The sequence below is a fragment of the Variovorax sp. GW531-E2 genome (assembly GCF_059423125.1).
In genome coordinates, this window is record NZ_JBWKXQ010000001.1 from 35,224 (window position 1) to 55,908 (window position 20,685).

The window sequence follows — 20,685 nt, forward strand, 5'->3', positions numbered from 1 at the left end:
GCGCCGCATGGGCACAGGCCACGAGGGCGACCGAGATGGTCGCCGCTGCTGTGCGCCGGGCGTTCCTATTTGCGCAGGGCATTGATCATTCCCAGCATTTCGTCGGAGGCCTGCATGACCTTCACGTTCGCTTCATACACGCGCTGGGCCACCATCAGGTTCACCATCTCGTCGGTCAGTTTGACGTTGGAGCCCTCGAGGAACCCCTGTGCGAGGCTACCCATACCGTCCTCGGTGGCCTTGCCGAGGATGGATTCACCTGACCCCTGCGTGGTCCGGTACAACCCGTCGCCCTGCGACTGCAGGCCCGAAGGGTTGGTGAAGCGCACCAAGTCGAGCTGGCCGGCTTCGACGGGGGTGCCCTGTCCTGCCACCTGAACACGTACGCGCCCGTCGCCGTCGATTTGCATGTTCTGGGCGTTGTCGGGGATCGAGATGTTCGGCTTCAGCGGAAATCCGCTGGGTGTGGCCAGCAGGCCGTCGCGATTGACCTTGAAAGTGCCTCCCCGGGTGTAGGCACTCGTCCCGTCGGGCATCGTTACCTCGAGGAATCCCTCGCCCTGGATCGCGATGTCGAAGGCCGACTCCGTCTTCTTGAGGTCGCCCATGTCGAAGAGCTTGGATATCGCTGCGATGCCAACCCCTGCGCCGAGCTGACGATCGCCGCCGAGGATGCCGAGCTCTTCGGTCGGCGGCTGCAGCCGACCCGCCTCGCGCACCATCAGGTCGGAAAAGCCGACCTTGGCCTTCTTGAAGCCGGTCGTGTTGACGTTCGCCAGGTTGTTGGCGATGGTGTCCACATTAAGCTGCTGAGCTTGCATGCCGGTGGCGCTGATGTAGAGGGCGTCGAACATGGTGATGAGAGGAAAAAGGAGTGGAAGAAGGTGCGGGGCTGTGTGGCCGGTCGTCAGGAGAGCTCGCCGAGCTTGCGCACGGCACCGCCGATCATTTCGTCGTAGCCGAGCGCGACGCGTTGCATCGACTCGAAGTGGCGCATCGACTGGATCAGTTGGGCCATCTCCTGCATCGAACTGACATTGGCGTTTTCGAGAAAGCCCTGACGCAGTTGCACATCAGCTTCAGGCACTTGTGAGGGAGCCTGCGCGGTGGTCATGAGTCCGTCACCCATGCGGCGCAGTTCCGATGCGTCATCGAAACGCACCACTTTGATCTGGGCGATTGGTGTGGCCTCGGCACCGCCGCCTGCCTTCGATTCGAAGACCTGGCCGTTGGCATCGATCACCGGGTTGGGCCGCGAGAGAACGATCTCTCCGCCCACGCCCATCACCGGGTGGCCTTGCGGCGTGACGAGGCGTCCCCGACCGTCGAGCTGCCAGCCACCCTGGCGTGTGTAGGCAAGCCCGGTGTCGGTCGAGACCTCGAAATAACCAGGGGAAGTCAGTGCGATGTCCAGGCTTTGACCGGTCGACTTCAAGGTTCCCGGCCGCAAATCGGGACGTACTACGAAGCTGCCGCCCAATGTGGCGGTGCCAGATGTTCCGGCCAGCGAGGCGCCAGCGTCGCGCATAGCATCCACGAAAGCCCCTGTGCCGGTCCCTCCGATCGGCAGCGACACCGCCACCTCGCGCTTGTAACCCGGTGTGGTGGCGTTGGCCATGTTCATGCTGATGCGTTCCAGGCGTGCCATGTCCTGCTGCATGCTGTGGAGGCTGATCGCGAGTACGTCGCTCATAAAGGCTTCGCTTTCGTGGGTTTCAGAGTTGAACGATGCCGAAAGACTTCAGCTCGATCGTGTGAGGTACTTCTGTCATCGCCAGCACTCGCAAATGAGGCATGACGCGTTCTGAAAGCGAGCGCACGTGGCGGCGCAGTTCAGGTGAGCACAGAAGAACGGGCAGGAGGTTGCTCTTCATCATCCGTTCTGCGTGCTGCACCAGTCGCTTCACGAGCTGCTCCGACAACCGGGGGTCAAGCACGAAGGGCTGGTTGCCGCCTGCCTCGGTAGCGGTCTGGATGCTCTGCAGGAACTGGCTTTCGATGGCTGGATCCAGCGTCAGCACCTGCAGGGAGTTGGCCTCGCCCAGCAGGCCTTGACAGATCGCATGGCCAAGGCGCTGGCGTACGACTTCGGTGAGCAGGTGTGCATCGCGCGTGGACCGACCCGCATCGGCCAGGGTCTCGAGGATCGCTTCGATGTGGCGGATTGAGACCTTTTCGCGCAGCAGGTTCTGCAGCACTCGCTGTACGTCGCTGGAGGACAACACGGTTGGAATCAGCTCTTCGACCAATCCGGGTTGGCTCTGCCGTACTCGCGCGAGCAGCCGGTCGACCTCGGCGCGCGTGAGGAGGGTGGCTGATTCGCGCCGCAGCATCTCGGTGAGATGGGTCATGAAAACGGTAGGGGCGTCCACGAGTGTGAACTTCGCCTGGCTCGCGGCTTCGCGCTGGTGTTCCTCGATCCAGAGTGCGGGCAGGCCGTAGGTCGGATCGCGTGTGATCTCTCCAGGAATCGACTTGGTGTCGCCCGTCGGGTGGATCGCCAGCAGGCGGTCGGCTCGGGCTTCGCCCTTGCCGACGACCACACCGTCGAGGTGAATCTCATAGCGATCGGGCGACAGTCGCGTCGAATCCCTGAAACGCACGCGTGGAAGTACCAACCCGAACTCTTGCGCATGCTGTTTGCGGAACGTGGAGATCCGATCCATGAACACGCCTCCGGGCTGGTTCACCACGGGCACCCAGTTGCTACCGAGGTGAATCTCGATGGGCTCTACCCGCAGCAGTGCGTAGGGGTCGTCGGAGCCCGAGGCCGATGTGCCTGGGGTGGCATCGCTGTCGTCAGCAAGTGCTCCATCAGCCGAGGCAGTGGGGGATGCAGCGGCATCGGGGGAAGCGGTTTTGCTCGCGCGGTAGAGCAGGGTGCCCGCAAGCAAGAAGCAGGCGGTGAGCGCGAGCGTCGGCAAAGCCGGGATGCCGGGCAGCAACAGCAAGCCACCGAGTGCCATCGCCACCAGCAGAAGCGTCTTGGGGAAGGAGCCCACTTGGCGCATCGCCTCACGGCTGAGGTTGGCGTCCGAGGAGGAGCGGGTGACGATGATGCCGGTGCCAACCGCGATCACGAGCGCGGGCACCTGGGTCACGATGCCGTCGCCGATGGTCAGCAGTGTGTAGGTTTGCAGCGCCTGGGCCCACGGCATGCCGTGCTGCATGACGCCGATGATCAGTCCACCGATGATGTTGATCAGGAGGATGATGATGCCCGCGATGGCATCGCCCTTGACGAACTTGCTGGCGCCGTCCATCGAGCCGTAGAAGCCGGCCTCCTTCTCGAGGTTCTTGCGCCGACGCTGCGCTTCGGCCTGATCGATGAAGCCCATGTTGAGGTCGGCATCGATGCTCATCTGCTGGCCTGGCATGCTGTCGAGCGTGAAGCGCGCGGCAACTTCCGAGACGCGCTGCGCACCGCTGGTCACCACCACGTACTGCACGACGATCAGGATCAGAAAGACGATCAGACCAATCACGTAGTTGCCACCGACCACGAAGGCGCCGATAGCACCGATGACGCGGCCCGCGTCGCCGTCCGACAAGATCAATCGGGTGGCTGCCACGTTGAGAGAAAGCCGGAACAGCGTGGCGATCAGCAGCAGTGACGGGAAGGTGGAGAACTCCACCGGCCGAGCCATGTAGAAAGTCAGCAGCAGTACCAGGAAGGCAAAGCTGAAGTTGCACAGGATCAGGAAATCGAGCAGTCCGCTGGGGATGGGGGCGAACAGCACCACCAGCACGCCGAGCACCAGCGCCACGAGCGCAATATCGCTGTTTCTGCCGAGTGCGCGAGCGAATGCGTTCATCGTGTTCCTCCCGCAGCGGCACTGCCCTGGCGCTGTTCGCGCATCGCGAACACCCAGACGATGATTCGTGCGACCTGGGCGTAGAGCTCCGGAGGCACCGCGTGGTCGACCGGTAGCTCGCGGTACAGGCGCCGTGCAAGGACGGGGTTCTGTACCACCGGAATGCGGTGGCGGGCCGCAATCTCACGCATCGCAGCGGCCATTGGGCCTACGCCCTTGGCCAACAACTGGGGAGAGACCATGCGGCCGTGTTCGTACTTGAGCGCCACCGCCACGTGCGTTGGGTTGGTGATCAGCACGTCGGCGTTGCGCGTCTGCCGCAGCGACTGGCTGCGCTTGAGCGTTTCGCGGCGCAGTTCGCGCAGGCGAGCGCGGATGCGCGGGTCACCCTCGCGGTTCTTGACCTCGTCCTTGAGTTCGCGTTGGCTCATGCGCATCTTCTTGGCGAACTCGTGTCGGGTGTACATCCAGTCGAGTAGCGCGATCAGGCCGAGCACCAGCGCCATCTTGAGACCGACGCTCGAAAGGTCATCGATAAGGGTGCGCAGGTAGCCGATGGGTGCCAGTGACGCCAGCGCATAGAACTGGTCGGTGAGCGCTTGCAGCCCAAGGACGGCGACCAGCGTGAGCAACGTCAGCTTGATGACGGCGCGCAGAGCATCGAACAGCACGCGCATCGAAAAAATCCGCTTCAGACCCTGGACTGGATTGATGCGGTTGAAGTCCATCTTGACTGGTTCGAACGAGAACACCGGACCGGTCTGCATCATGTTGCCGATGACGGCCGCCACCATCGCAACGGCGAAGAACGGCCCCAGGAGCATGAGCGCTGCACGCAAGGCGCGTTCGATCGTCGGCCAGAGTCCGGCGCCCGATGCGTCCAGGCGGCTCGCATGAATCAGCAAGGCCTGATCGAAGCGGAACTGCTCCGCTGCGACACCGAAGCCGCGCCACGTGAGATAGACCACAGCCGCGAAAAAGACCGTCGCGGACACGACGTCCGCGCTCTTGGCGACTTGCCCGCGTTCACGGGCTCGTTGCAGCTTATAGGGCGTTGCCGCCTCGTTGCGATCGAGATCCTGTTCGGCCATCAGCGCACCTGCCCTGGCCGCACGGGCACTGCGGTGAATATTTGATCCCAGGTGGTCGCGATGCCAGCGTAGACCCTGGTCATCACGCCGCCGATGCCAGTGAACCACATGGACAGGGCGATCAGGCCGGCAATGATCTTGACCGGAATGCCCATGGCGAACATGTTCATTTGCGGGAGGTTGCGCCCCACGACACCCAACACGAATTCAACCAGGAGAATGCAGAAGACGACGGGGGCCGCCAGGGCGAAGCCGAGCGCAAACAGCCCCGCAGCCTGCTTGAGTAGAGGCAACGCGGCGTGAGCGACAGACCAGGGCGCACCGATGGGAAACCGCTCGATGCTCAAGCTGAGCCCTCGCAGCAGCGCGTGATGGCCATCGATCAGGAAGAAGACGAGCACGGCCAGATAACCGAAGGCCGACGTGAGGATCGGTATGGGGCGCTGGGTGGTGGGGTCGAGCACTTGTGCGATGCCGAAGCCAAGTTGGACGTCGAGGATTTGCCCGGCCACCGAGAAGGCCCCGAACGCCAGAAGAACGCCCAGGCCCAGCGTGGCGCCCAGCGAGATCTCGGCAAGGGCGGCACTGAGCAGAGCACTCCAGCCACTGAACTCCGCGCGAGGCGTTGGCAGCCCGGCCGCGATGGCGATCGACAGGGCGAGGATCGCCAGGGTGCGCACGATTGTGGGCAAAGGCAGCGCGTAGAAGACAGGGGTCATCAGGAAGGTCGCTGCAACGCGAAGGCTCAACAGCCCTGTCGAGATCACCCAGGCGACGCCGAATCCGGGCGCCAGCATGTCGGGCAGCGACGGTGCTGCGGGCATTGAAGAACTGAAGCCTGTTTGGGAAAGGAGGGACGAGCGGGGGCGCTTAAAACATTGCGGGAATACCGCTCCAGAGCTGGAGCGTGAATTGCGACAACTTTCGCAGCATCCAGGGCCCCGCGATGACCAAAACTGCCCCGGCTGTGAAAAGCTTAGGAACAAAGGTCAGAGACATTTCCTGAACCTGTGTGACGACCTGCAGCACGCTGATCGCAATGCCCACAAGCATGGTCAGTCCCAACAATGGAAGACAGACCAGGAACCCCGTCCAAAAGAGGTCCGCCATCATCTTTAAGGCTAAGTCTGCGTGCATGCTTTCAATCCCCCTGTACCTGCGCTCGAGCACCACTTTTAAATGAAAGTTGCGCGCACTATTTTTTATCTGTTTGTAATCATTGTATCGCTGCAGGGTTATGTCTGATCTTTGAAAATTTCTAATACTTTTGATTTCAATCCATCATATTGATGATTAAGTATTAATTCGTATGAATTGAATTTGAATTGCATGTGAAATATTTCACGTTTTTAAGGCTCTGGAGTTCATTGGTAACCGATGTACTACGGAAACCAGTGATACTTTTTAAAGGCGATTTTGTGGTTTTTTTGATGAATTTTTGGGGTATGCAGACACGGTTCACATTCCCCTTGCGTATGCCCTTCCTGATCCGTGCAGTAGTCCCGCGCGTCAGGCGCGGACGAGTGGGTCAGTGCTTGAGGCGGGACGTTCGCAATGATGTTGGTTTGGCGCTCATGCAGTTGTTCACTGCTGCGCAGGCTACGCGAGGAAGATCAAGAGCGCGAACCAAACCAAGCCTAGTCTGCACCGGGTCCAAGTCGAACGTGAGCCGTGGTGAGCGTGCACGCTGCTTGCTGATTTTTCCGCGCTTATGCGGTCGACACTTCCATTGACACTCAAGGCGTCTATTCGCACTGAGCGTACGTCTCGACCTCATCTATCGGTCGATGGATATCGGCCTGCGCTCGATTTGCAAAGTGGGGTCACTGGATGCGGAGCTCGCGAGGTGGAGGGGGCGGTTCGGCAGGTTGCGTCAACGCGCACTGCCGTGCGTTCCGATATCGCGAACTGAGAGGGGGGATCCGCCGCCGATAGCCAGGTGTTTGCGTGCCTGTGGTTATCGTCGGTTGGGCAATCTGCTCGTCGTTGGCGCAGAAACGGGTTGCATCAGCGACGCCCCGATGGGGCAGGGGGGCCACAAGCCGGCAACGGACCGTCGCACGTGTTGGACGGCTGCTTCAGACTGATTGCAGCCGCTCAGATTTTGAGCCCATATGACTGCCTGCCTCGGAAGCAGTCATTCGTTGGCTGTCAGCGACCGTGCGCTTCAGATCTCGGTCTGCTCCGAAATCTCCAATGCGTCGTCGACATCAATGCCGAGATATCGCACGGTGGACTCGAGTGTCGAGTGCCCGAGCAGCAGTTGCACCGCGCGCAGATTCTTCGTGCACCGATAGATCAGCGCAGCCTTGGTGCGTCGCATCGGATGGGTCCCGTAGTCGACACGATGAAGCCTCGGTTCAATTCGCTTCTACGACAGTCCGCCGACAGGCAATCCTTAGGCGAACTCAATGATCAAGCGATGGAATATGCATTGTGGACCGGCATGACCGTCTCTAACCTTGGGCGACATCCTCCACCGCCCAAAGCTTCGACATGTCTTTTGACGAACCGGCCATTCACGACTTTCACGCCCGAACCTATCCGCTGAGAATTCACTCGGGGACGGATGCGCTGATCGAACTCCCCCGGGAACTCCAGCGCGCCGGCGCCTCCCGTGCGCTGATCCTGTGCGGGCGCAGCGTTCGTGAGCGCACCGGGCTCACGCAAGTGATCGAAACCTTGGCGGGTGGCCGCATCGTCGGCATCTTCTCGGGCATCTCCGAAGGCGCGCCTGCGGAGTGCCTCGAGGAGGCTGCTGCGAAGGCGCGCGAGGTGCAGGCCGACGCGCTCATTGCTGTCGGTGCAGGCAGCGTGATCAAGGGCGTGCGCATCGTTGCCATGTTGCTCGGGGAGAACCGTTCCCTGCTGGAAATGGCAACGGTCCATCGCGATGACGAGCCGCCGGTGAGTCAGCGCCTGGCTGCGCCGAAGATGCCAATCTTCAATGTGCTGACCTCGCCAACCTCGGCGCAGAACCGTGGCGGTTCGGCAGCGCGCTATCGTGGATCCGCGCATCACCTGGAATTTTTCGATCCGAAGACCCGACCACGCGCGGTGTTCTGGGACACGAGGGCGCTGGCCACTGCGCCGGCGGCGCTCGCGCGCTCCACGAGCTTCGAGGTCTACTGGTGGGCCTTGATGTGCATGGGGGCCGTGCGCACAGCCAACCCGCTGGTCCAGGCCAGTCGACGGCACGCGTGGGAGCTGGCACGACACGCTTATCCGAAGCTGGGCGAAGCGGACGATGCGGCTGCCCGGCTCGACCTGTGCGCTGCTGCGTTGCTGCAAAACCGCGACGAGGAAGATGGCGGGCGGCCCTGGTCATGCCAGCTGCTGGCGCGCGCGGCCTACGCATCCGCCGTCGGCGTCTTCAACCACTACGAGGGAGTGACGCAATCGCGCGGCTATGCTGCCTTTGCACCGGCCATGATCCGTGAACTGGGTGCGGCAGTGCCCGAGGTGGCGCACGCGATGGGCGAGGCACTGGGCATGGAACTGCCATCGAACGGCAACGGCACCGAGGCGGCAGAGCAGGTCGCGGCGCAAGTGGCACGCAACTTCCAGGCGCAAGGGTGGCGGACCGACTTGCACGATTGTGGAATCCCCGCCGCCGATGCGCCCCGGCTGCTCGCGCTCGCACTGCGCAACTTCAACGCCAATCACGACCGGCTGCTGGATCGCCATCGCGAGGCGATGCTCGCCGCCATCACCAAGACGATTGCTCCCTAGCGCTCAGGTGGCGCTGTTTCGCACCTCCTGCTGGATCCACTGAAGAAAGGACCCGAAGGCCGGTGTCGCCGCACGCGCCGTGGACCACACGAGGTAGTAGCCGTTGTCGCTGCGCGCGACCAGGTCGAAGGGGGCGACGAGTGTGCCGACCTTGAGCAACTCCACAGCGTAGGCGCGCTGGACGATGGCGACACCCAGCCCATCGACAGCCCCCTGGATCGCCAGCGAGGAGTTCTCGAACGACAAGCGGCGCTTGGGCTTGAGCTTCGTCAACCCGGCGTGGTCGAGCCAGCGTTGCCAGTCGTCCATGCGACGCACGGAATGCAGGAGCGTCGCCTTCGACAGGTCGGCGGGTGTCGCGAGCGGGCATGTGTCGCGCAGGAATGCGGGGCTGCACACGGGTTGGAAGGCGTCGTCGAACAACCTCAGACCGTCGAGGCCTGGAGGTACATCGGTCCCCATGAAGGAGGCCATGTCCACGTCTTCGGCTTCGAAGCGGATTTCGCGGAAGCTCGTCATGAGCTGGATGTCCAGCTCGGGATGCGCCCCGTGGAAACGGGACAGGCGGGGCACCAGCCACTTCTCTGCGAGCGTGGGCAGCAGGCAGAGCTTGAGCGTGTCGTGACGCGGTCCGCGCGCGATGGCGTTCAGCGTCAGTTCGATCGTCTGAAATGCCTGCGTGAGCGCGGGCCGCAGCACCTGGCCCGCGTCCGTCAGTTCGACCGAGCGGCCCTTGCGCCGAAGCAGCGGCACGCCCACGACTTCCTCGAGCAGTTTGACTTGCTGGCTCACCGCGCCAGGTGTGACGCACAACTCCGCCGCAGCATTCGAGACGCTTTGATGGCGCGCCGTGGCTTCGAAGGCGCGCAGGCCGAGCAGGGGCAGGCGGCTACGGTTCATTTTTAGTGCTTCTAAAAGATGTAAAGGAAAAAACTGCCTTGTTTCAGGATGGGCGGCTACATAAACTGAAATCTAGCCAATCTAAAACGACGAGGCAATACATGGAAATCACCAAGTACCCTGAACCGCACTTCCGCAATGATGCGGACGGCATGACGCTGCTGGGGGCGCGCTACCGCGACACCGGCGAGTTGCGCTTCCCACCACCCGAGTTTCTCCAGGCCGGAGAGGCCGCGGAGCCGGTCTCGATGGGCGCCAGCGGGCGTCTGTACACCTTCACCACGGTTCACCCCGCCAAGGCGGCCGCGTACGCGCTGGGCATGGTCGACTTCGACAACGGCATGCGGGTGTTTGGCCGTCTGGCCTGGCCGGAGGGCCGCGAGCCCGCCATCGGTGACCTGGTGCATGCCGTCGCGTTCGAACTCCCGGACGGCACGCCGGATTACGCCTTTGCGCCGCTGAAGGGAGCCACAGCATGAACGAGCCGTTGATCACCGGCGTCGGCATCTCCGACTTCGGCCGCTTTGCGCATCTCAACGAAGAGGCGCTCGCGCAGGCCGCCATCCTGTCTGCGTTGAAGGACGCGGGTGTGGGCATGCGCGATGTGCAGGCCTTTTACTGCGGCAACGCGCTCGGCGGCCACCTGCCCGGCCAGCGCGCGCTGCGCGAGCTGGGCACCGGCGGCGAAGCCGTCTACAACATCGACAACGCCTGCTCGAGCGGGGCCACCGCGTTTCACCTGGCGTTGCAGGCGCTTCGCGCGGGGCAGTACGAGACGGTGCTGGTCTTCGGCATGGACCACCTGAGCGGTCTCGGCGGCGGCGCGCTGCCCATGAACGAACGCGACTGGAACAACCGGCGCGGCATGATCATGCCCGCGCTCTACGCGATGCGCGCGAAGCGCTACATGCACGAGCGCGGCGTTCCGGCCGAGGTGTTGGCGGATGTGGCGGTGAAGAATCGGCGCCACGGCATGCTCAACCCCATCGCGACCTTCTGCCGTCCCGTGACGCGCGAAGAGGTGCTGGCTTCGCGCATGGTGGCCGATCCGCTGACGCTGCTGCAGTGCTGCCCGGGTGTGGTGGACGGCGCTGCCGCACTGGTGCTGAGCACGCGTCCTTCCCGAGGCACGGCGAAGCCGGTGCGCGTGCTGGCCTCGGTGGTGCAATCGGGCCTGTTCGAGATCCACCAGGTGGACATGACCGAGGCGGAAATCACGCGGCGCGCAGCGCGGCTGGCGTATGAGCAGGCCGGTGTCGGTGCTGACGATCTCAGCCTGATCGAGCTGCACGATGCCTTCACCATTTCCGAGCTGCTGTACTACGAGGCACTCGGCCTGTGTGAGCCCGGGGAAGGGCCAGAACTGCTGGCCAGCGGCGCCACGGCGCTCGGCGGGCGCATTCCCGTGAACGCGAGCGGCGGTTTGCTGGCCAAGGGGCATCCGCCGGGCGCCACGGGTGTCGCGCAGATCGTCGAACTGTGCGAGCAGCTGCAGCAGCGCGCCGGCAAGCGGCAGGTGCAAGGCGCCCGCCTTGGCCTGAGCCAGGTGACGGGCGGCGGCATCTGGGGGGTGGACCACGCCGCGTGCTCCATTCACATCCTCGCCGCCTGAAGAAGGAGCCTGCCATGACAGACAACATCATCCCCAGCGGACTCACCGGCCTGACCGCCATCGTCACGGGGGGCGCCCGGGGCATCGGCCTGGGCATCGCCCGAAGCCTGGCCGAGGTCGGATGCCGCATTGCCCTCTGGGACATCGACGCGGACGCGCTCCATGCCGCGACTGCAGCGCTCAGAGCGGAAGGTGCCGAGGTGTCTGCGCGCCGCGTGAGCGTGACGTCGCCGGAAGATGTCCAGGCCGCCACCTCCGAGCTCCTGGAGCGCAACGGGCGCATCGACGTGCTCGTCAACAACGCGGGCATCGGCGGCGACAAGCTCGTCACGAAGATGGAGCTCGACTTCTGGCAGCGCGTCATCGAGACCAACCTGACCTCGCAATTCATCTGCTGCAAGGCGGTGCTTCCGACGATGGTCGCGCAGAAGTTCGGCCGAATCATCAACCTGTCTTCGCGCGCCTGGCTGGGCAACCGCGGACAGGCCAGCTACTCGGCGTCGAAGGGCGGCGTCGTCAGCCTGACCCGCAGCCTGGCGCTGGAGTTCGCGCGCAGCGGCGTCACGGCCAATGCCATTGCGCCAGGGATCGTGGAAACCCCGCTGTTCGGCACGCTCGCGGCCCAGGCCCAAGAAGATCTCAAGCGCACCGTTCCCATGCAGCGCATCGGCCAGGCCGAAGATGTCGCCAACGCGGTGCGCTTCTTTGCTTCGCCGGCGTCCAGCTATGTGACGGGGCAGGTGTTGTACGTGTGCGGCGGGCGCAGCCTGAGCAGCGCATCGGTCTGACACCGGCCCCAAGGAGACATCATGAAAAGAAGAGAATTCACGCTGGCAGCCGCCGCCGCGCTGCTGGCACCGGCAGCGTCCGTGCGGGCAGACAACTACCCGTCGAAACCCGTGCGCCTGATCGTGCCGTATCCGCCCGGTGGTGGCACCGACACCGTGGCCCGCGCCGTGTTCGAGCGTGTCGCCACGCTCATGGGGCAGCCCTTCGTGGTGGACAACAAGGCCGGCGCCGGCACCACCATCGGCCTGGGCGAACTGGCGCGGTCCCGCCCCGATGGCTACACCGTCGGCGTCGGCGGCACCAGCGACCCGCTGCTGCCCCTTCTGTACGACAGGCTGGCGTTCAATCCCTCGGCCGACCTGGCCTTCGTGGCCACGCTGGCGACCGTGCCGATCGTGCTGGCTGCCGGCCCGAGCATTGCCGCCAAGAGTTTGCAGGAGTTGCTCGCGACGGGCCGTGCAAAGGGCGCGCAAGCGCTGGCCTATGCCTCGCCCGGGACCGCCTCGCCGCACCATCTGGCAGGCATCTACCTGGGCGAGATGGCGGGCCTTCCGCTGGTGCATGTGCCGTACAAGGGCACCTCGCAGGCGCTGACCGATCTGGTCGGTGGTCACGTGCCGCTCGCCATGCTGGGCCTGCCTTCGGCCTTGCCGTTCGCACGCCAAGGCAAGCTGAAGATCCTCGGCGTCGCGACCGCGCAGCGCTCCGCCCTGGCGCCCGAGATCCCCACCATCAGCGAGAGCGGGGTGCCGGGCTTCAATGCCGGCTACTGGTGGCATGTGACCGTGCCGACCGGCACGCCGCAAGCAGTCATCGCGCAGCTGCGCGATGCGGTGGACAAGGCGCTGCGCACCCCGGCGCTGACCGAGTCCCTGCTCAAGAGCGGCTTCGAGCCGATGCTGCTGTCGCCCGCCGAGGCGGAGAAGGCACTCAGGGAGGACACCGCCAAGTGGACGAAGGTGATCCGCGCGAACAACCTTCGCGGCGGCTGACCGAGGAGACGAATCGACATGCTTGGAGACTCCCTCAACGGCATCCGCGTCATCGACTTCACCCAGGTCGCCGCAGGACCGGTGTGCACGCAGACACTCGCCGACCTCGGCGCGGATGTCGTCAAGATAGAGGCGCCCACGGGCGAGTTGTGCCGCGCGCTGGCACCCTTCGTCCAGGGGCAGAGCCTCGGATTCATGGCGCTCAACGGCAACAAGCGCAGCGTGGCGCTCGACCTCAAGAATCCGCAGCAGCGCGAAGCGGCGCTCCAGCTCGCCGCCGACGCGGACGTGGTGGTCGAGAGCTTCCGTCCCGGCGTGATGCAGCGGCTCGGCCTGGGCTACGAGGACGTGCGGCAACGCAATCCGGGCGTCATCTATTGCTCCGTCTCTGCTTACGGGCAGGAGGGGATGTGGCAGCACAAGCCAGGCGTTGATGGTGTGCTGCAGGCGGTCTCCGGCCTGATGAGCGTGACGGGCTTGCCGGAGGCGCCGCCATGCAAGGTGCAGGTGCCGGTCGTCGACATGGTGACCGGCTACGTCGCCGCCATCGGCGTGCTGGGAGCGCTGGCGCGGCGCCGACGTGAGGGAGAGGGCGATCGCGAAGGCCAATGGATCGACGCCAGCATGTTTGCGTCCGCCATCGCGTTGCAGCAGATGAGTTTCGCCAGCTACTTCGCCGACGGGGTTCCCCCGGCGCGCATCGGCAGCGCCGCGCCCTATGCCGCGCCCAACGAGGCACTGCGTTGTGCGGATGGCTGGATCATGCTTGCCGCCTACCACCCGTCGCGCTGGGAGGCGCTGTGCGGGGTCCTCGAATGCCCCGGGCTGCTGACCGACCCACGCTTTCGCGAACTGTCGGGCCGCATTGCGCACCGTCGCGAGCTGGTGCAGTTGCTGGAAGAGCGCATGACGCGCCGCCCGCGCGCCGAATGGCTGAAGCGCTTCGAGGCGGTGGACATCATCTGCGCGCCGATCAACGACTACTCGGAAGTCATCGCCTCGCCGGCATTCGCGGATGCGAGGTTGTCCGAGACGGTGCGCCATCCGATTGCCGGCGAGCTGACCCTGCCCGGGACGCCGTTGCGCGCGGTGGGCGAGGTGCCGCGCGCCCGACGTCCCGCGCCGCTCGTGGGCGAGCACACCCGCGAGGTGTTGCGTGCCGCCGGGATCGCTCACGACAACGAAGGAGACACGACATGCCTGTAACGCTCGAGGTGCGCGATTTCATTGCCACCGTGACCCTGAATCGCCCGGAGGCGATGAACGCGATCGACCCGGAGTCCGCCGCGCAGTTGCACGAAGCCTGGAACGAGATATCGGTTCGCAAGGACGTGCGGGTCGGCATTCTCACGGGAGCGGGCGAACGGGCCTTCTGTACCGGCGCCGATCTGAAGAAGACCATGCCGCCCGCAGAGAGCTTTGCTGAACTGCATTTCGGCTCGAGGGCCGGCCTCCCGCCCGTGTCGACCCTGCAGACGCCCAAGCCGATGATCGCGGCGATCAACGGCTTCGCATTGGGAGGCGGGCTCGAGATGGCGATGCTCTGCGACATCCGGATCGCCGCGAGCACCGCGGTATTCGGCCTGCCGGAGGTCTGCATCGGGAGCATCCCGGCCGGCGGTGGTACGCAGCGCATCGTGCGCGCGGTGGGCCAGTCGGACGCGATGCTGCTGCTGTTGACCGGCGAGCGTATCGACGCCCAGGAAGCGTTGCGCATTGGCCTGGTCAGCCGGGTGGTTGCGCCACCGGATCTCGCGTCGGCCGCGCGGTCGATCGCGCAGCGCATCGCCTCGAATGCACCCCTGGCCGTGGTCACCGCCAAGAGGCTCGCCCAGGTCGGCCGCGAGCTGCCGTTGACCGCCGGCCTCGAACTGGAGCAGCAGAGCTTCGGCAACCTGCGCGATTCCGACGATCGGATCGAAGGGCGTCGTGCCTTCGCCGAGAAGCGCGCGCCGAGTTTTCAGGGGCGTTGACCCCCGCGAACTGCGCCGGGCGCTTCACGCCGATCAAGACCATTAGAGAGACATGACCCAGGACGCCAAGAATTTCGCCGGCACACGTGCCATTTCCCCGCAGCATCGATTCGATGTGAACGCGCTCGCTGCCTGGCTCGAAAGCAACCTCGAAGGTTTCACCGGCCCCCTCGCGGTAGAGATGTTCAAGGGCGGGCAATCCAACCCAACTTACAAACTGGTGACGCCCACGCGAAGCTACGTGATGCGCGCCAAGCCGGGGCCCGTCGCGAAGCTGCTGCCTTCTGCGCATGCGGTGGAGCGTGAGTTCAAGGTCATGAGCGGCCTTGCCGGTACTGCCGTGCCGGTGCCGCGCGTGTACTGCCTGTGCGAAGACGAGTCGGTCATCGGCCGTGCGTTCTGCATCATGGAGTTCGTCCAGGGCCGCGTGCTGTGGGACCAGTCCCTGCCAGGCATGAGCAACGTTGAGCGCGCGGCGATCTACGACGAGATGAACCGCGTGATCGCCGCCCTGCATGCGGTGAAGTTCGCGGAGCACGGCCTCGCCGATTTCGGAAAGCCCGGGAACTATCTGGAGCGCCAGATCGGCCGCTGGAGCAAGCAGTACGTTGCATCCGCCACTCAGGAGATTCCAGAGATGGACCGGTTGATGGCGTGGTTGCCGGCGCACGTGCCTGAAAGCGCTCGCGATGAACGGATGGTCTCGATCGCGCATGGCGACTTCCGTCTCGACAACCTGATCTTCCACCCTACCGAGCCACGCGCGATCGCCGTGCTCGACTGGGAGTTGTCCACGCTCGGCCATCCGCTCGCGGACTTCAGCTACCACTGCATGTCGTGGCACATCACGCCCCGGATGTTTCGCGGCATCGGCGGACTCGACCTGGAGCGCCTGGGCATTCCGACTGAGAGCGATTACATCCGCAGGTACTGCGATCGCACCGGCATCACGACGCCTGAGGCGCTGGCGCCCGATTGGAATTTCTACCTGGCCTACAACCTGTTCCGCATGGCGGCGATCCTGCAGGGCATCGCCAAGCGGGTCGAGGCGGGCACGGCGTCGAGCGCGCAGGCCGAGGCCGGGGGTGTGCGGCCGATGGCTGAGCTGGCGTGGCAGTTCGCGCAGCGGGCCTGAGCACGATGGCGGCCTACTGGACTCCTTGCCCGTACGGGTTCAGAGCGACTGCAGCCAGGAGAGGTAGCCGGCAGCTCGCCGTTCCGCGCTGCCGTCGAGAAGGAAGATCATTGCCGCCTGCACCGCAAGACCAGCTCCTGCGCCTTGCCAGACGGAGCTCTGCGGCGCAAGGATGACGAGCAGGATCCCGGCTGCGGCGAGCGCGAACTCGATCCAGCGATTCCTCGCAAATTCGTTCATGACGACCTGCATGCGAGGAATTTCCTCGATGCCCAGGCGCACCCGCTCGTTCGCGACGATGTGCTGGACGCGCGCGAGGTCTTGCGGGCTGCGCCACCAGACGGAGCCGCCGACACCCAGCTGGACCAGCGCCGCCAAGACAAGCGGGCCCGCCGCACCGCGCCAGAACGCGCTGTGGCGCCAGGTCCATGCGGCCACGGCGATCGCGGTCACCGCGACGGCGACGAACATCAGGCCACCCCATCGCTCCGCATGGAAGTAGGTCTCGGCCGTGTTCATCCGAAGGTCCGGCGCGGGGAGCCGCTGCATCACGCCTCAGGCCACGGCCGCTCTGGCGAGGGCGGCGTCCTGCTCCGGCGTTCCACCGGACACCCCGAGCGCTCCGGTCAGTGCCCCATCCGCGTCGAAGATCGGCACGCCGCCACCCATCAACAGCAGGCCCCCTGCATGGACGTGATCGAAGTGCGGGGTCGGCGCCCCCAACTGCAGCGGCGCGTTCAGCGACTCGCTGGGCATGCGGAACATCACCGACGCACGCGCCTTGGCCAGCGCCAGTTCGTTCGACGCCAGCCATGCATCGTCCATGCGCGAGAAGGTCACGAGGTTGGCGCCGCGATCCAGGATCGCGAACACCGCGTTGAGGCCCACATCCTTCGCCGCCTGGCGGCCGCGGGCCACGATGCGATGCGCCTCGTCGATGGCGATGTCAGGCATTCTGGGTCCACTCCGTCTCCTGCCATTGCTTGGCCACGTCGACGGTCGCGAACGGGCGCATCGTGCGATACAGGTGTTCCTTGGCGGGGATGATCTCGACCATCGCGTCGATCATTTCCTGCGGGTCTGCCTGATTGGTCAGGCCTTCGGTGAAGTCGGGCATCGGAACGACCGCGGTCTTGGGGTCGTACCACTGGACATGGCTTTCCACGCCCGTGTCGTTGAACCCGGTGAGGAAGGCGCCCGGATTGACGGTGGCCACCTTGACACCGAAGGGCGCGAGCTCGACCTTCATCGAGCCCGCGATGGCCTCGATCGCGTGCTTGGTCGCGCAGTAGATGCCAAGGAACGGCACCACCAGGATGCCGCCCATGGACGAGGTCCACACCACCTTGCCGGAGCGGCGGGCCACCATCTTGGGCACGATGGCCTGGACCAGTTCGAGGTGCCCGAACACATTGATGTCGAACGACTCGCGCGCCCGCTGCATCGGGATGTCGGTGATGGGCCCGGCCTCCATGACGCCGGCATTGAGCACCAGCACGTCAGGGTCGAAGGACCCCGCGTGGGCGATGTCGATCTTGTCGAGCAGGTTGAGCTTGATCACCTCCAGCTCGACGCCTGCTTCGGCCGCATCGGCACGCAGTTCGCGGACCTGCGGCCATGTTTCTGCGCCGGCCACCACCTTGTGGCCAAGCCGTGCCAATGCAATGGCCGTGCCGCGGCCGAAACCGGAGCTTGCGCCCGTCATCAAGATCTTCTGGGACATGGATGAGTACCTGCTAGTGAATCGTGCATTCAGTCTAGGAAGCCCGTACGATCAAAACAATCCCATCAATTCTTGTTGTGCCGGTGAATCCCATTCATCAATTCAAGGGCTGTGACCTGCTCTCCCTGAATGTGTTCCTCGCCGTCGCGGCGCACTCCAGTTTTCGCGAGGCAGGCAAGGAACTCGGCATCACCGCATCGGCGGTGAGCCATTCCATCAAGGCGCTGGAGCAGCGCCTGTCGGTCAGGCTGCTCAACCGGACCACGCGCAGCGTGTCGCTGACCGATGCAGGGGAGCGATTGGCGGCCACGCTGCGGCCCGCACTCTCGTCAGTGGCCGGCGCCCTGCAGGAGATCGACAGCTTCGGCGGCATCCCGAGCGGCACCCTGCGGATCAATTCCAGCGAAGGCGCGGTCCGCCTGGTGCTGCAGCCGGTGCTGGCGCGCTTTCTGCGCGAGAACCCGCAGGTTCACCTCGACATCGTGTGCGACGGAAAGCTCAGCGACATCGTGGCCCACGGTTTCGATGCGGGCATCCGGCTGGCGGAGGCCGTCCCGCAGGACATGGTGTCGATCCGCGTGGGTGCGCCGGTGCGTTTCGCTGCGGTGGCTTCGCCCGGCTATCTGGCGGCACGTGGACGACCTGCCGTGCCGCAGGATCTGCATGGCCATGACTGCATCCGCTTCCGCTTCGACAGCGGCGCGATCTATCGCTGGGAGTTCGAGCGCCACGGGAATGCCGAGACCGTCAACGTCAACGGTCCGCTCACCCTGACCGACCAGCCCTTGATGGTCGATGCAGCCATCGACGGCATCGGCATCGCCTTCGTGCCCGATCACCTCGCAGCCAGCGCGCTGAGCGACGGGCGACTCGAGCGTGTGCTGGATGCGTGGTGCCCGGCATATCCAGGCCTGTGCCTCTACTACTCCGGCCACCGGCATGTTTCCAGCGCGTTGCGCGCGCTGATCGCGATGCTGCGCGAGGCGCTCCAGAACGACGTTCAGCACGAGCGCGCCTGAATTCGTGCGCGTGAGCGCAGGGCGCGCAGTCATCTGCGCAGCCACGATTTTTCTCAGCTGAATCCGCGGGCGAAAGGAACGCTCTCGGCATCTCCCTGGGGCGGAAGTCCCTCGTCATTTCAACGCGCCGAAGCCTTGCGTATCGCTGCACGAACGACACCCATGAACCCCGCGGCGTCGAGGGCGAAAAGGGCAGGGTCGTTTCAATAGAACTAAAGACAAGGCAGATTATTTGTGCATTGTTCCGGCAGTGCGCGCGGCCTAAAGTTCCAGCACCGAACAACGAAGAGACAAGCTTTCTCTGCAAGGAGGAAGTCAGCGCGAATGCAACCGGTGCATGTGGGCTTCCGCCTGCGAAGCCGTGCGCTGCGCGTGTGTGCGAATGCCATGAACCCTTCCCTGGAATCGATCACCCGGCCCGACCCGAACGCACCGCTGCTGCGCGTGCGCGACGTGGTCGTCAGGTTTGGCGGCATCGTCGCGCTCGATCAAGTGAGCTTCGATGTACCCAAGCAGAAGATCGTTGGACTCATCGGGCCCAACGGCGCGGGAAAGACCACGCTGTTCAACTGCCTGAGCAGACTGTACGAGACCACTTCCGGCGGCATCGAACTCGACGGCCTTTCCATCCTGGACCTGCCGGCCCATGCGATGGCGGAACGCGGCATCGGACGCACGTTCCAGAACCTCGCGCTGTTCCCGAGTGCGACCGTGTTCGAGAACATCCTCATCGGCTGCCATACGCGCAAGCACGGCAATCTCCTGGCCGACATGCTCAGCCTGCGGCGCAGCCGGCAGGTCAACCGCGCGGCGGCTGCCGTGGCGAACGAACTGATCGCCTATCTGCGACTGGGCGACGTCGCGTACCGCAAGGTCGCCCAGCTGCCCTTCGGCACGCAAAAGCGCGTGGAGTTCGCGCGAGCGCTGGCGATGAAGCCCCGGCTGCTGCTGCTGGACGAGCCGGCTTGCGGCCTGAACCACGAAGAAGTCGAGGGCCTGGCCGAGCTCATCCGCGGGACGCAGCGTGACTTCGACCTGACGGTGTTGCTGGTGGAGCACCACATGGGCCTGGTGATGGGCATCTCGGACTGGATCGTTGCACTCAACTTCGGCCGCAGGATCGCCGCCGGGACACCTGCCCAGGTGCAGGCGAGCCCGGAGGTCATCGCGGCATACCTGGGGGAATCCAAATGACGCCACTGCTGCAGGTGAAGAAGTTGTCCGCCTCCTACGGGGCCATCACGGTGCTGCACGGCATCGACCTCGACGTGAAGCGCGGCAGCGTCACAGCGCTGCTTGGCGCCAACGGAGCGGGCAAGACGAGCGCGCTGAGAGCCATCTGCGGTCTGTTGACGCGCAAGGGATCCATGGAGCTGGACGGCAAGCCGCTCACAGGCATGGGCACGGAGGACATCGCCCGTCTGGGCATCAGCCACGTGCCCGATGGGCGCGGCACCTTCACCCATCTGAGTGTCGAGGACAACCTGCGCCTGGGCGGGATCTTCCAGAAAGACAAGAAGCAACTGGCGTCCGACATCGAGCGGATGTACGAGTACTTCCCGATCCTCAAGGCGCGCCGCCTGCAGCAAGCCGGCCTGCTTTCGGGAGGGGAGCAACAGATGCTTGCCGTGGGCAGGGCTTTGATGTCGCACCCTCGCTTGCTGCTGCTCGACGAGCCGTCGTTTGGCCTAGCGCCCAAGGTTGTCGCGGAGATCTTCGCGATCTTCCGCCAGCTCAACGAGAAGGAGGGGCTGAGCATTCTGCTGGTCGAGCAGAACGCAGCCCTGGCCCTCGAAATTGCGCAGGAGGCCTACCTGATCGAGACAGGCCGCATCGTCTTCTCGGGTTGCGCCGCCAGTGTGCAGAACAACGAAGAAATCCGTCGCGCATACCTGGGAGGCTGA

At 64.6% G+C, this 20,685-nt stretch carries 21 protein-coding genes and 1 pseudogene; 11 read left to right on the forward strand and 11 right to left on the reverse strand.

All coding sequences use genetic code 11. The annotated features are described in order from the left end of the window. Positions 1-65: 65 nt before the first annotated feature. The 7 genes and pseudogenes from flgG to AC07XP_RS00160 form a co-directional block, all read right to left on the reverse strand. Positions 66-854 carry a flagellar basal-body rod protein FlgG gene (flgG, locus tag AC07XP_RS00130; protein WP_495263395.1) on the reverse strand — a complete coding sequence of 263 codons (789 nt, stop codon included), beginning with the start codon at positions 852-854 and terminating at the stop codon, positions 66-68. A gap of 53 nt (positions 855-907) precedes the next feature. After that, the gene (locus tag AC07XP_RS00135) at positions 908-1,693 is read right to left on the reverse strand and encodes a flagellar hook-basal body protein (protein ID WP_495263397.1); all 786 of its coding nucleotides are present in this window, start codon (positions 1,691-1,693) and stop codon (positions 908-910) included. A 22-nt stretch (positions 1,694-1,715) separates the two neighbouring features. Further along, a complete protein-coding gene (gene flhA, locus AC07XP_RS00140; protein WP_495263399.1) occupies positions 1,716-3,815 on the reverse strand; it encodes a flagellar biosynthesis protein FlhA in 2,100 nt (699 codons plus the stop codon). After that, positions 3,812-4,906, reverse strand: coding sequence for an EscU/YscU/HrcU family type III secretion system export apparatus switch protein (locus AC07XP_RS00145; protein ID WP_495263400.1), 1,095 nt, complete (start codon positions 4,904-4,906; stop codon positions 3,812-3,814). The genes flhA and AC07XP_RS00145 overlap by 4 nt, the downstream gene beginning before the upstream one ends. Further along, the gene (locus tag AC07XP_RS00150) at positions 4,906-5,730 is read right to left on the reverse strand and encodes a flagellar biosynthetic protein FliR (protein ID WP_495263401.1); all 825 of its coding nucleotides are present in this window, start codon (positions 5,728-5,730) and stop codon (positions 4,906-4,908) included. Before AC07XP_RS00150 ends, AC07XP_RS00145 begins: the two co-directional genes overlap by 1 nt. A 46-nt stretch (positions 5,731-5,776) precedes the next feature. Then, positions 5,777-6,043, reverse strand: a complete 267-nt coding sequence (locus AC07XP_RS00155) for a flagellar biosynthetic protein FliQ (protein ID WP_390342981.1) — start codon at positions 6,041-6,043, stop codon at positions 5,777-5,779. Positions 6,044-7,073: 1,030 nt separating this feature from the next. Next, positions 7,074-7,259: pseudogene (locus AC07XP_RS00160) on the reverse strand (integrase); the annotation flags it as partial. A 143-nt stretch (positions 7,260-7,402) separates the two neighbouring features. On the opposite strand from AC07XP_RS00160, the gene AC07XP_RS00165 reads away from it, so the two are divergent. Next, positions 7,403-8,638: an iron-containing alcohol dehydrogenase gene (locus AC07XP_RS00165; protein WP_495263402.1), complete on the forward strand. Its 1,236-nt coding sequence runs from the start codon at positions 7,403-7,405 to the stop codon at positions 8,636-8,638. 3 nt (positions 8,639-8,641) lie between these two features. Here AC07XP_RS00165 and gcvA read toward each other — a convergent pair whose 3' ends face one another. Next, positions 8,642-9,538, reverse strand: coding sequence for a transcriptional regulator GcvA (gcvA, locus tag AC07XP_RS00170; protein WP_495263403.1), 897 nt, complete (start codon positions 9,536-9,538; stop codon positions 8,642-8,644). A 101-nt stretch (positions 9,539-9,639) separates the two neighbouring features. Here gcvA and AC07XP_RS00175 point away from each other — a divergent pair, with 101 nt between their 5' ends. From AC07XP_RS00175 to AC07XP_RS00205, 7 genes are read left to right on the forward strand one after another with little or no spacing between them, the layout of a single operon-like run. Beyond that, on the forward strand, positions 9,640-10,017 hold the full coding sequence (locus AC07XP_RS00175; protein WP_495263404.1) for a Zn-ribbon domain-containing OB-fold protein: 378 nt from the start codon (positions 9,640-9,642) through the stop codon (positions 10,015-10,017). Next, a complete protein-coding gene (locus AC07XP_RS00180; RefSeq protein WP_495263405.1) occupies positions 10,014-11,150 on the forward strand; it encodes a thiolase family protein in 1,137 nt (378 codons plus the stop codon). The genes AC07XP_RS00175 and AC07XP_RS00180 overlap by 4 nt, the downstream gene beginning before the upstream one ends. Before the next feature lie 14 nt (positions 11,151-11,164). Continuing rightward, positions 11,165-11,938, forward strand: coding sequence for an SDR family NAD(P)-dependent oxidoreductase (locus AC07XP_RS00185; protein WP_495263406.1), 774 nt, complete (start codon positions 11,165-11,167; stop codon positions 11,936-11,938). Positions 11,939-11,959: 21 nt separating this feature from the next. Then, positions 11,960-12,931: a Bug family tripartite tricarboxylate transporter substrate binding protein gene (locus tag AC07XP_RS00190; protein WP_495263407.1), complete on the forward strand. Its 972-nt coding sequence runs from the start codon at positions 11,960-11,962 to the stop codon at positions 12,929-12,931. Between the two features lie 18 nt (positions 12,932-12,949). Then, positions 12,950-14,137: a CaiB/BaiF CoA transferase family protein gene (locus AC07XP_RS00195; RefSeq protein ID WP_495263408.1), complete on the forward strand. Its 1,188-nt coding sequence runs from the start codon at positions 12,950-12,952 to the stop codon at positions 14,135-14,137. Next, the gene (locus AC07XP_RS00200) at positions 14,128-14,904 is read left to right on the forward strand and encodes an enoyl-CoA hydratase/isomerase family protein (protein WP_495263409.1); all 777 of its coding nucleotides are present in this window, start codon (positions 14,128-14,130) and stop codon (positions 14,902-14,904) included. Before AC07XP_RS00195 ends, AC07XP_RS00200 begins: the two co-directional genes overlap by 10 nt. A 52-nt stretch (positions 14,905-14,956) precedes the next feature. Continuing rightward, on the forward strand, positions 14,957-16,039 hold the full coding sequence (locus tag AC07XP_RS00205; protein ID WP_495263410.1) for a phosphotransferase: 1,083 nt from the start codon (positions 14,957-14,959) through the stop codon (positions 16,037-16,039). A 39-nt stretch (positions 16,040-16,078) separates the two neighbouring features. On the opposite strand, the gene AC07XP_RS00210 is transcribed toward AC07XP_RS00205, so the two are convergent. The 3 genes from AC07XP_RS00210 to AC07XP_RS00220 are packed head-to-tail and all read right to left on the reverse strand — an operon-like array spanning position 16,079 to position 17,762. After that, positions 16,079-16,558, reverse strand: coding sequence for a hypothetical protein (locus AC07XP_RS00210; RefSeq protein ID WP_139702312.1), 480 nt, complete (start codon positions 16,556-16,558; stop codon positions 16,079-16,081). 36 nt (positions 16,559-16,594) lie between these two features. Continuing rightward, complete coding sequence (locus AC07XP_RS00215; protein ID WP_495263411.1) at positions 16,595-16,993, reverse strand: GlcG/HbpS family heme-binding protein; 399 nt, start codon at positions 16,991-16,993, stop codon at positions 16,595-16,597. Beyond that, positions 16,986-17,762 carry an SDR family oxidoreductase gene (locus AC07XP_RS00220; protein ID WP_495263412.1) on the reverse strand — a complete coding sequence of 259 codons (777 nt, stop codon included), beginning with the start codon at positions 17,760-17,762 and terminating at the stop codon, positions 16,986-16,988. The genes AC07XP_RS00215 and AC07XP_RS00220 overlap by 8 nt, the downstream gene beginning before the upstream one ends. An 83-nt stretch (positions 17,763-17,845) precedes the next feature. On the opposite strand from AC07XP_RS00220, the gene AC07XP_RS00225 reads away from it, so the two are divergent. From AC07XP_RS00225 to AC07XP_RS00235, 3 genes are all read left to right on the forward strand, one after another. After that, positions 17,846-18,781 (forward strand): LysR family transcriptional regulator, encoded by a 936-nt coding sequence (locus tag AC07XP_RS00225; protein ID WP_495263413.1) that lies wholly within the window; start codon positions 17,846-17,848, stop codon positions 18,779-18,781. Positions 18,782-19,168: 387 nt separating this feature from the next. Next, positions 19,169-19,975 (forward strand): ABC transporter ATP-binding protein, encoded by an 807-nt coding sequence (locus AC07XP_RS00230; RefSeq protein ID WP_495263578.1) that lies wholly within the window; start codon positions 19,169-19,171, stop codon positions 19,973-19,975. After that, entirely contained in the window at positions 19,972-20,685 is a 714-nt protein-coding gene (locus tag AC07XP_RS00235) for an ABC transporter ATP-binding protein (protein ID WP_495263414.1), read from the forward strand. Before AC07XP_RS00230 ends, AC07XP_RS00235 begins: the two co-directional genes overlap by 4 nt.

Excerpts from the sequence above, each read along its gene's own strand:
- flgG (WP_495263395.1), bottom strand. The coding sequence starts at position 854 with ATGTTCGACGCCCTCTACATCAGCGCCACCGGCATGCAAGCTCAGCAG.
- AC07XP_RS00135 (WP_495263397.1), bottom strand. The coding sequence starts at position 1,693 with ATGAGCGACGTACTCGCGATCAGCCTCCACAGCATGCAGCAGGACATG.
- flhA (WP_495263399.1), bottom strand. The coding sequence starts at position 3,815 with ATGAACGCATTCGCTCGCGCACTCGGCAGAAACAGCGATATTGCGCTC.
- AC07XP_RS00145 (WP_495263400.1), bottom strand. The coding sequence starts at position 4,906 with ATGGCCGAACAGGATCTCGATCGCAACGAGGCGGCAACGCCCTATAAG.
- AC07XP_RS00150 (WP_495263401.1), bottom strand. The coding sequence starts at position 5,730 with ATGCCCGCAGCACCGTCGCTGCCCGACATGCTGGCGCCCGGATTCGGC.
- AC07XP_RS00155 (WP_390342981.1), bottom strand. The coding sequence starts at position 6,043 with ATGCACGCAGACTTAGCCTTAAAGATGATGGCGGACCTCTTTTGGACG.
- AC07XP_RS00165 (WP_495263402.1), top strand. The coding sequence starts at position 7,403 with ATGTCTTTTGACGAACCGGCCATTCACGACTTTCACGCCCGAACCTAT.
- gcvA (WP_495263403.1), bottom strand. The coding sequence starts at position 9,538 with ATGAACCGTAGCCGCCTGCCCCTGCTCGGCCTGCGCGCCTTCGAAGCC.
- AC07XP_RS00175 (WP_495263404.1), top strand. The coding sequence starts at position 9,640 with ATGGAAATCACCAAGTACCCTGAACCGCACTTCCGCAATGATGCGGAC.
- AC07XP_RS00180 (WP_495263405.1), top strand. The coding sequence starts at position 10,014 with ATGAACGAGCCGTTGATCACCGGCGTCGGCATCTCCGACTTCGGCCGC.
- AC07XP_RS00185 (WP_495263406.1), top strand. The coding sequence starts at position 11,165 with ATGACAGACAACATCATCCCCAGCGGACTCACCGGCCTGACCGCCATC.
- AC07XP_RS00190 (WP_495263407.1), top strand. The coding sequence starts at position 11,960 with ATGAAAAGAAGAGAATTCACGCTGGCAGCCGCCGCCGCGCTGCTGGCA.
- AC07XP_RS00195 (WP_495263408.1), top strand. The coding sequence starts at position 12,950 with ATGCTTGGAGACTCCCTCAACGGCATCCGCGTCATCGACTTCACCCAG.
- AC07XP_RS00200 (WP_495263409.1), top strand. The coding sequence starts at position 14,128 with ATGCCTGTAACGCTCGAGGTGCGCGATTTCATTGCCACCGTGACCCTG.
- AC07XP_RS00205 (WP_495263410.1), top strand. The coding sequence starts at position 14,957 with ATGACCCAGGACGCCAAGAATTTCGCCGGCACACGTGCCATTTCCCCG.
- AC07XP_RS00210 (WP_139702312.1), bottom strand. The coding sequence starts at position 16,558 with ATGAACACGGCCGAGACCTACTTCCATGCGGAGCGATGGGGTGGCCTG.
- AC07XP_RS00215 (WP_495263411.1), bottom strand. The coding sequence starts at position 16,993 with ATGCCTGACATCGCCATCGACGAGGCGCATCGCATCGTGGCCCGCGGC.
- AC07XP_RS00220 (WP_495263412.1), bottom strand. The coding sequence starts at position 17,762 with ATGTCCCAGAAGATCTTGATGACGGGCGCAAGCTCCGGTTTCGGCCGC.
- AC07XP_RS00230 (WP_495263578.1), top strand. The coding sequence starts at position 19,169 with ATGAACCCTTCCCTGGAATCGATCACCCGGCCCGACCCGAACGCACCG.
- AC07XP_RS00235 (WP_495263414.1), top strand. The coding sequence starts at position 19,972 with ATGACGCCACTGCTGCAGGTGAAGAAGTTGTCCGCCTCCTACGGGGCC.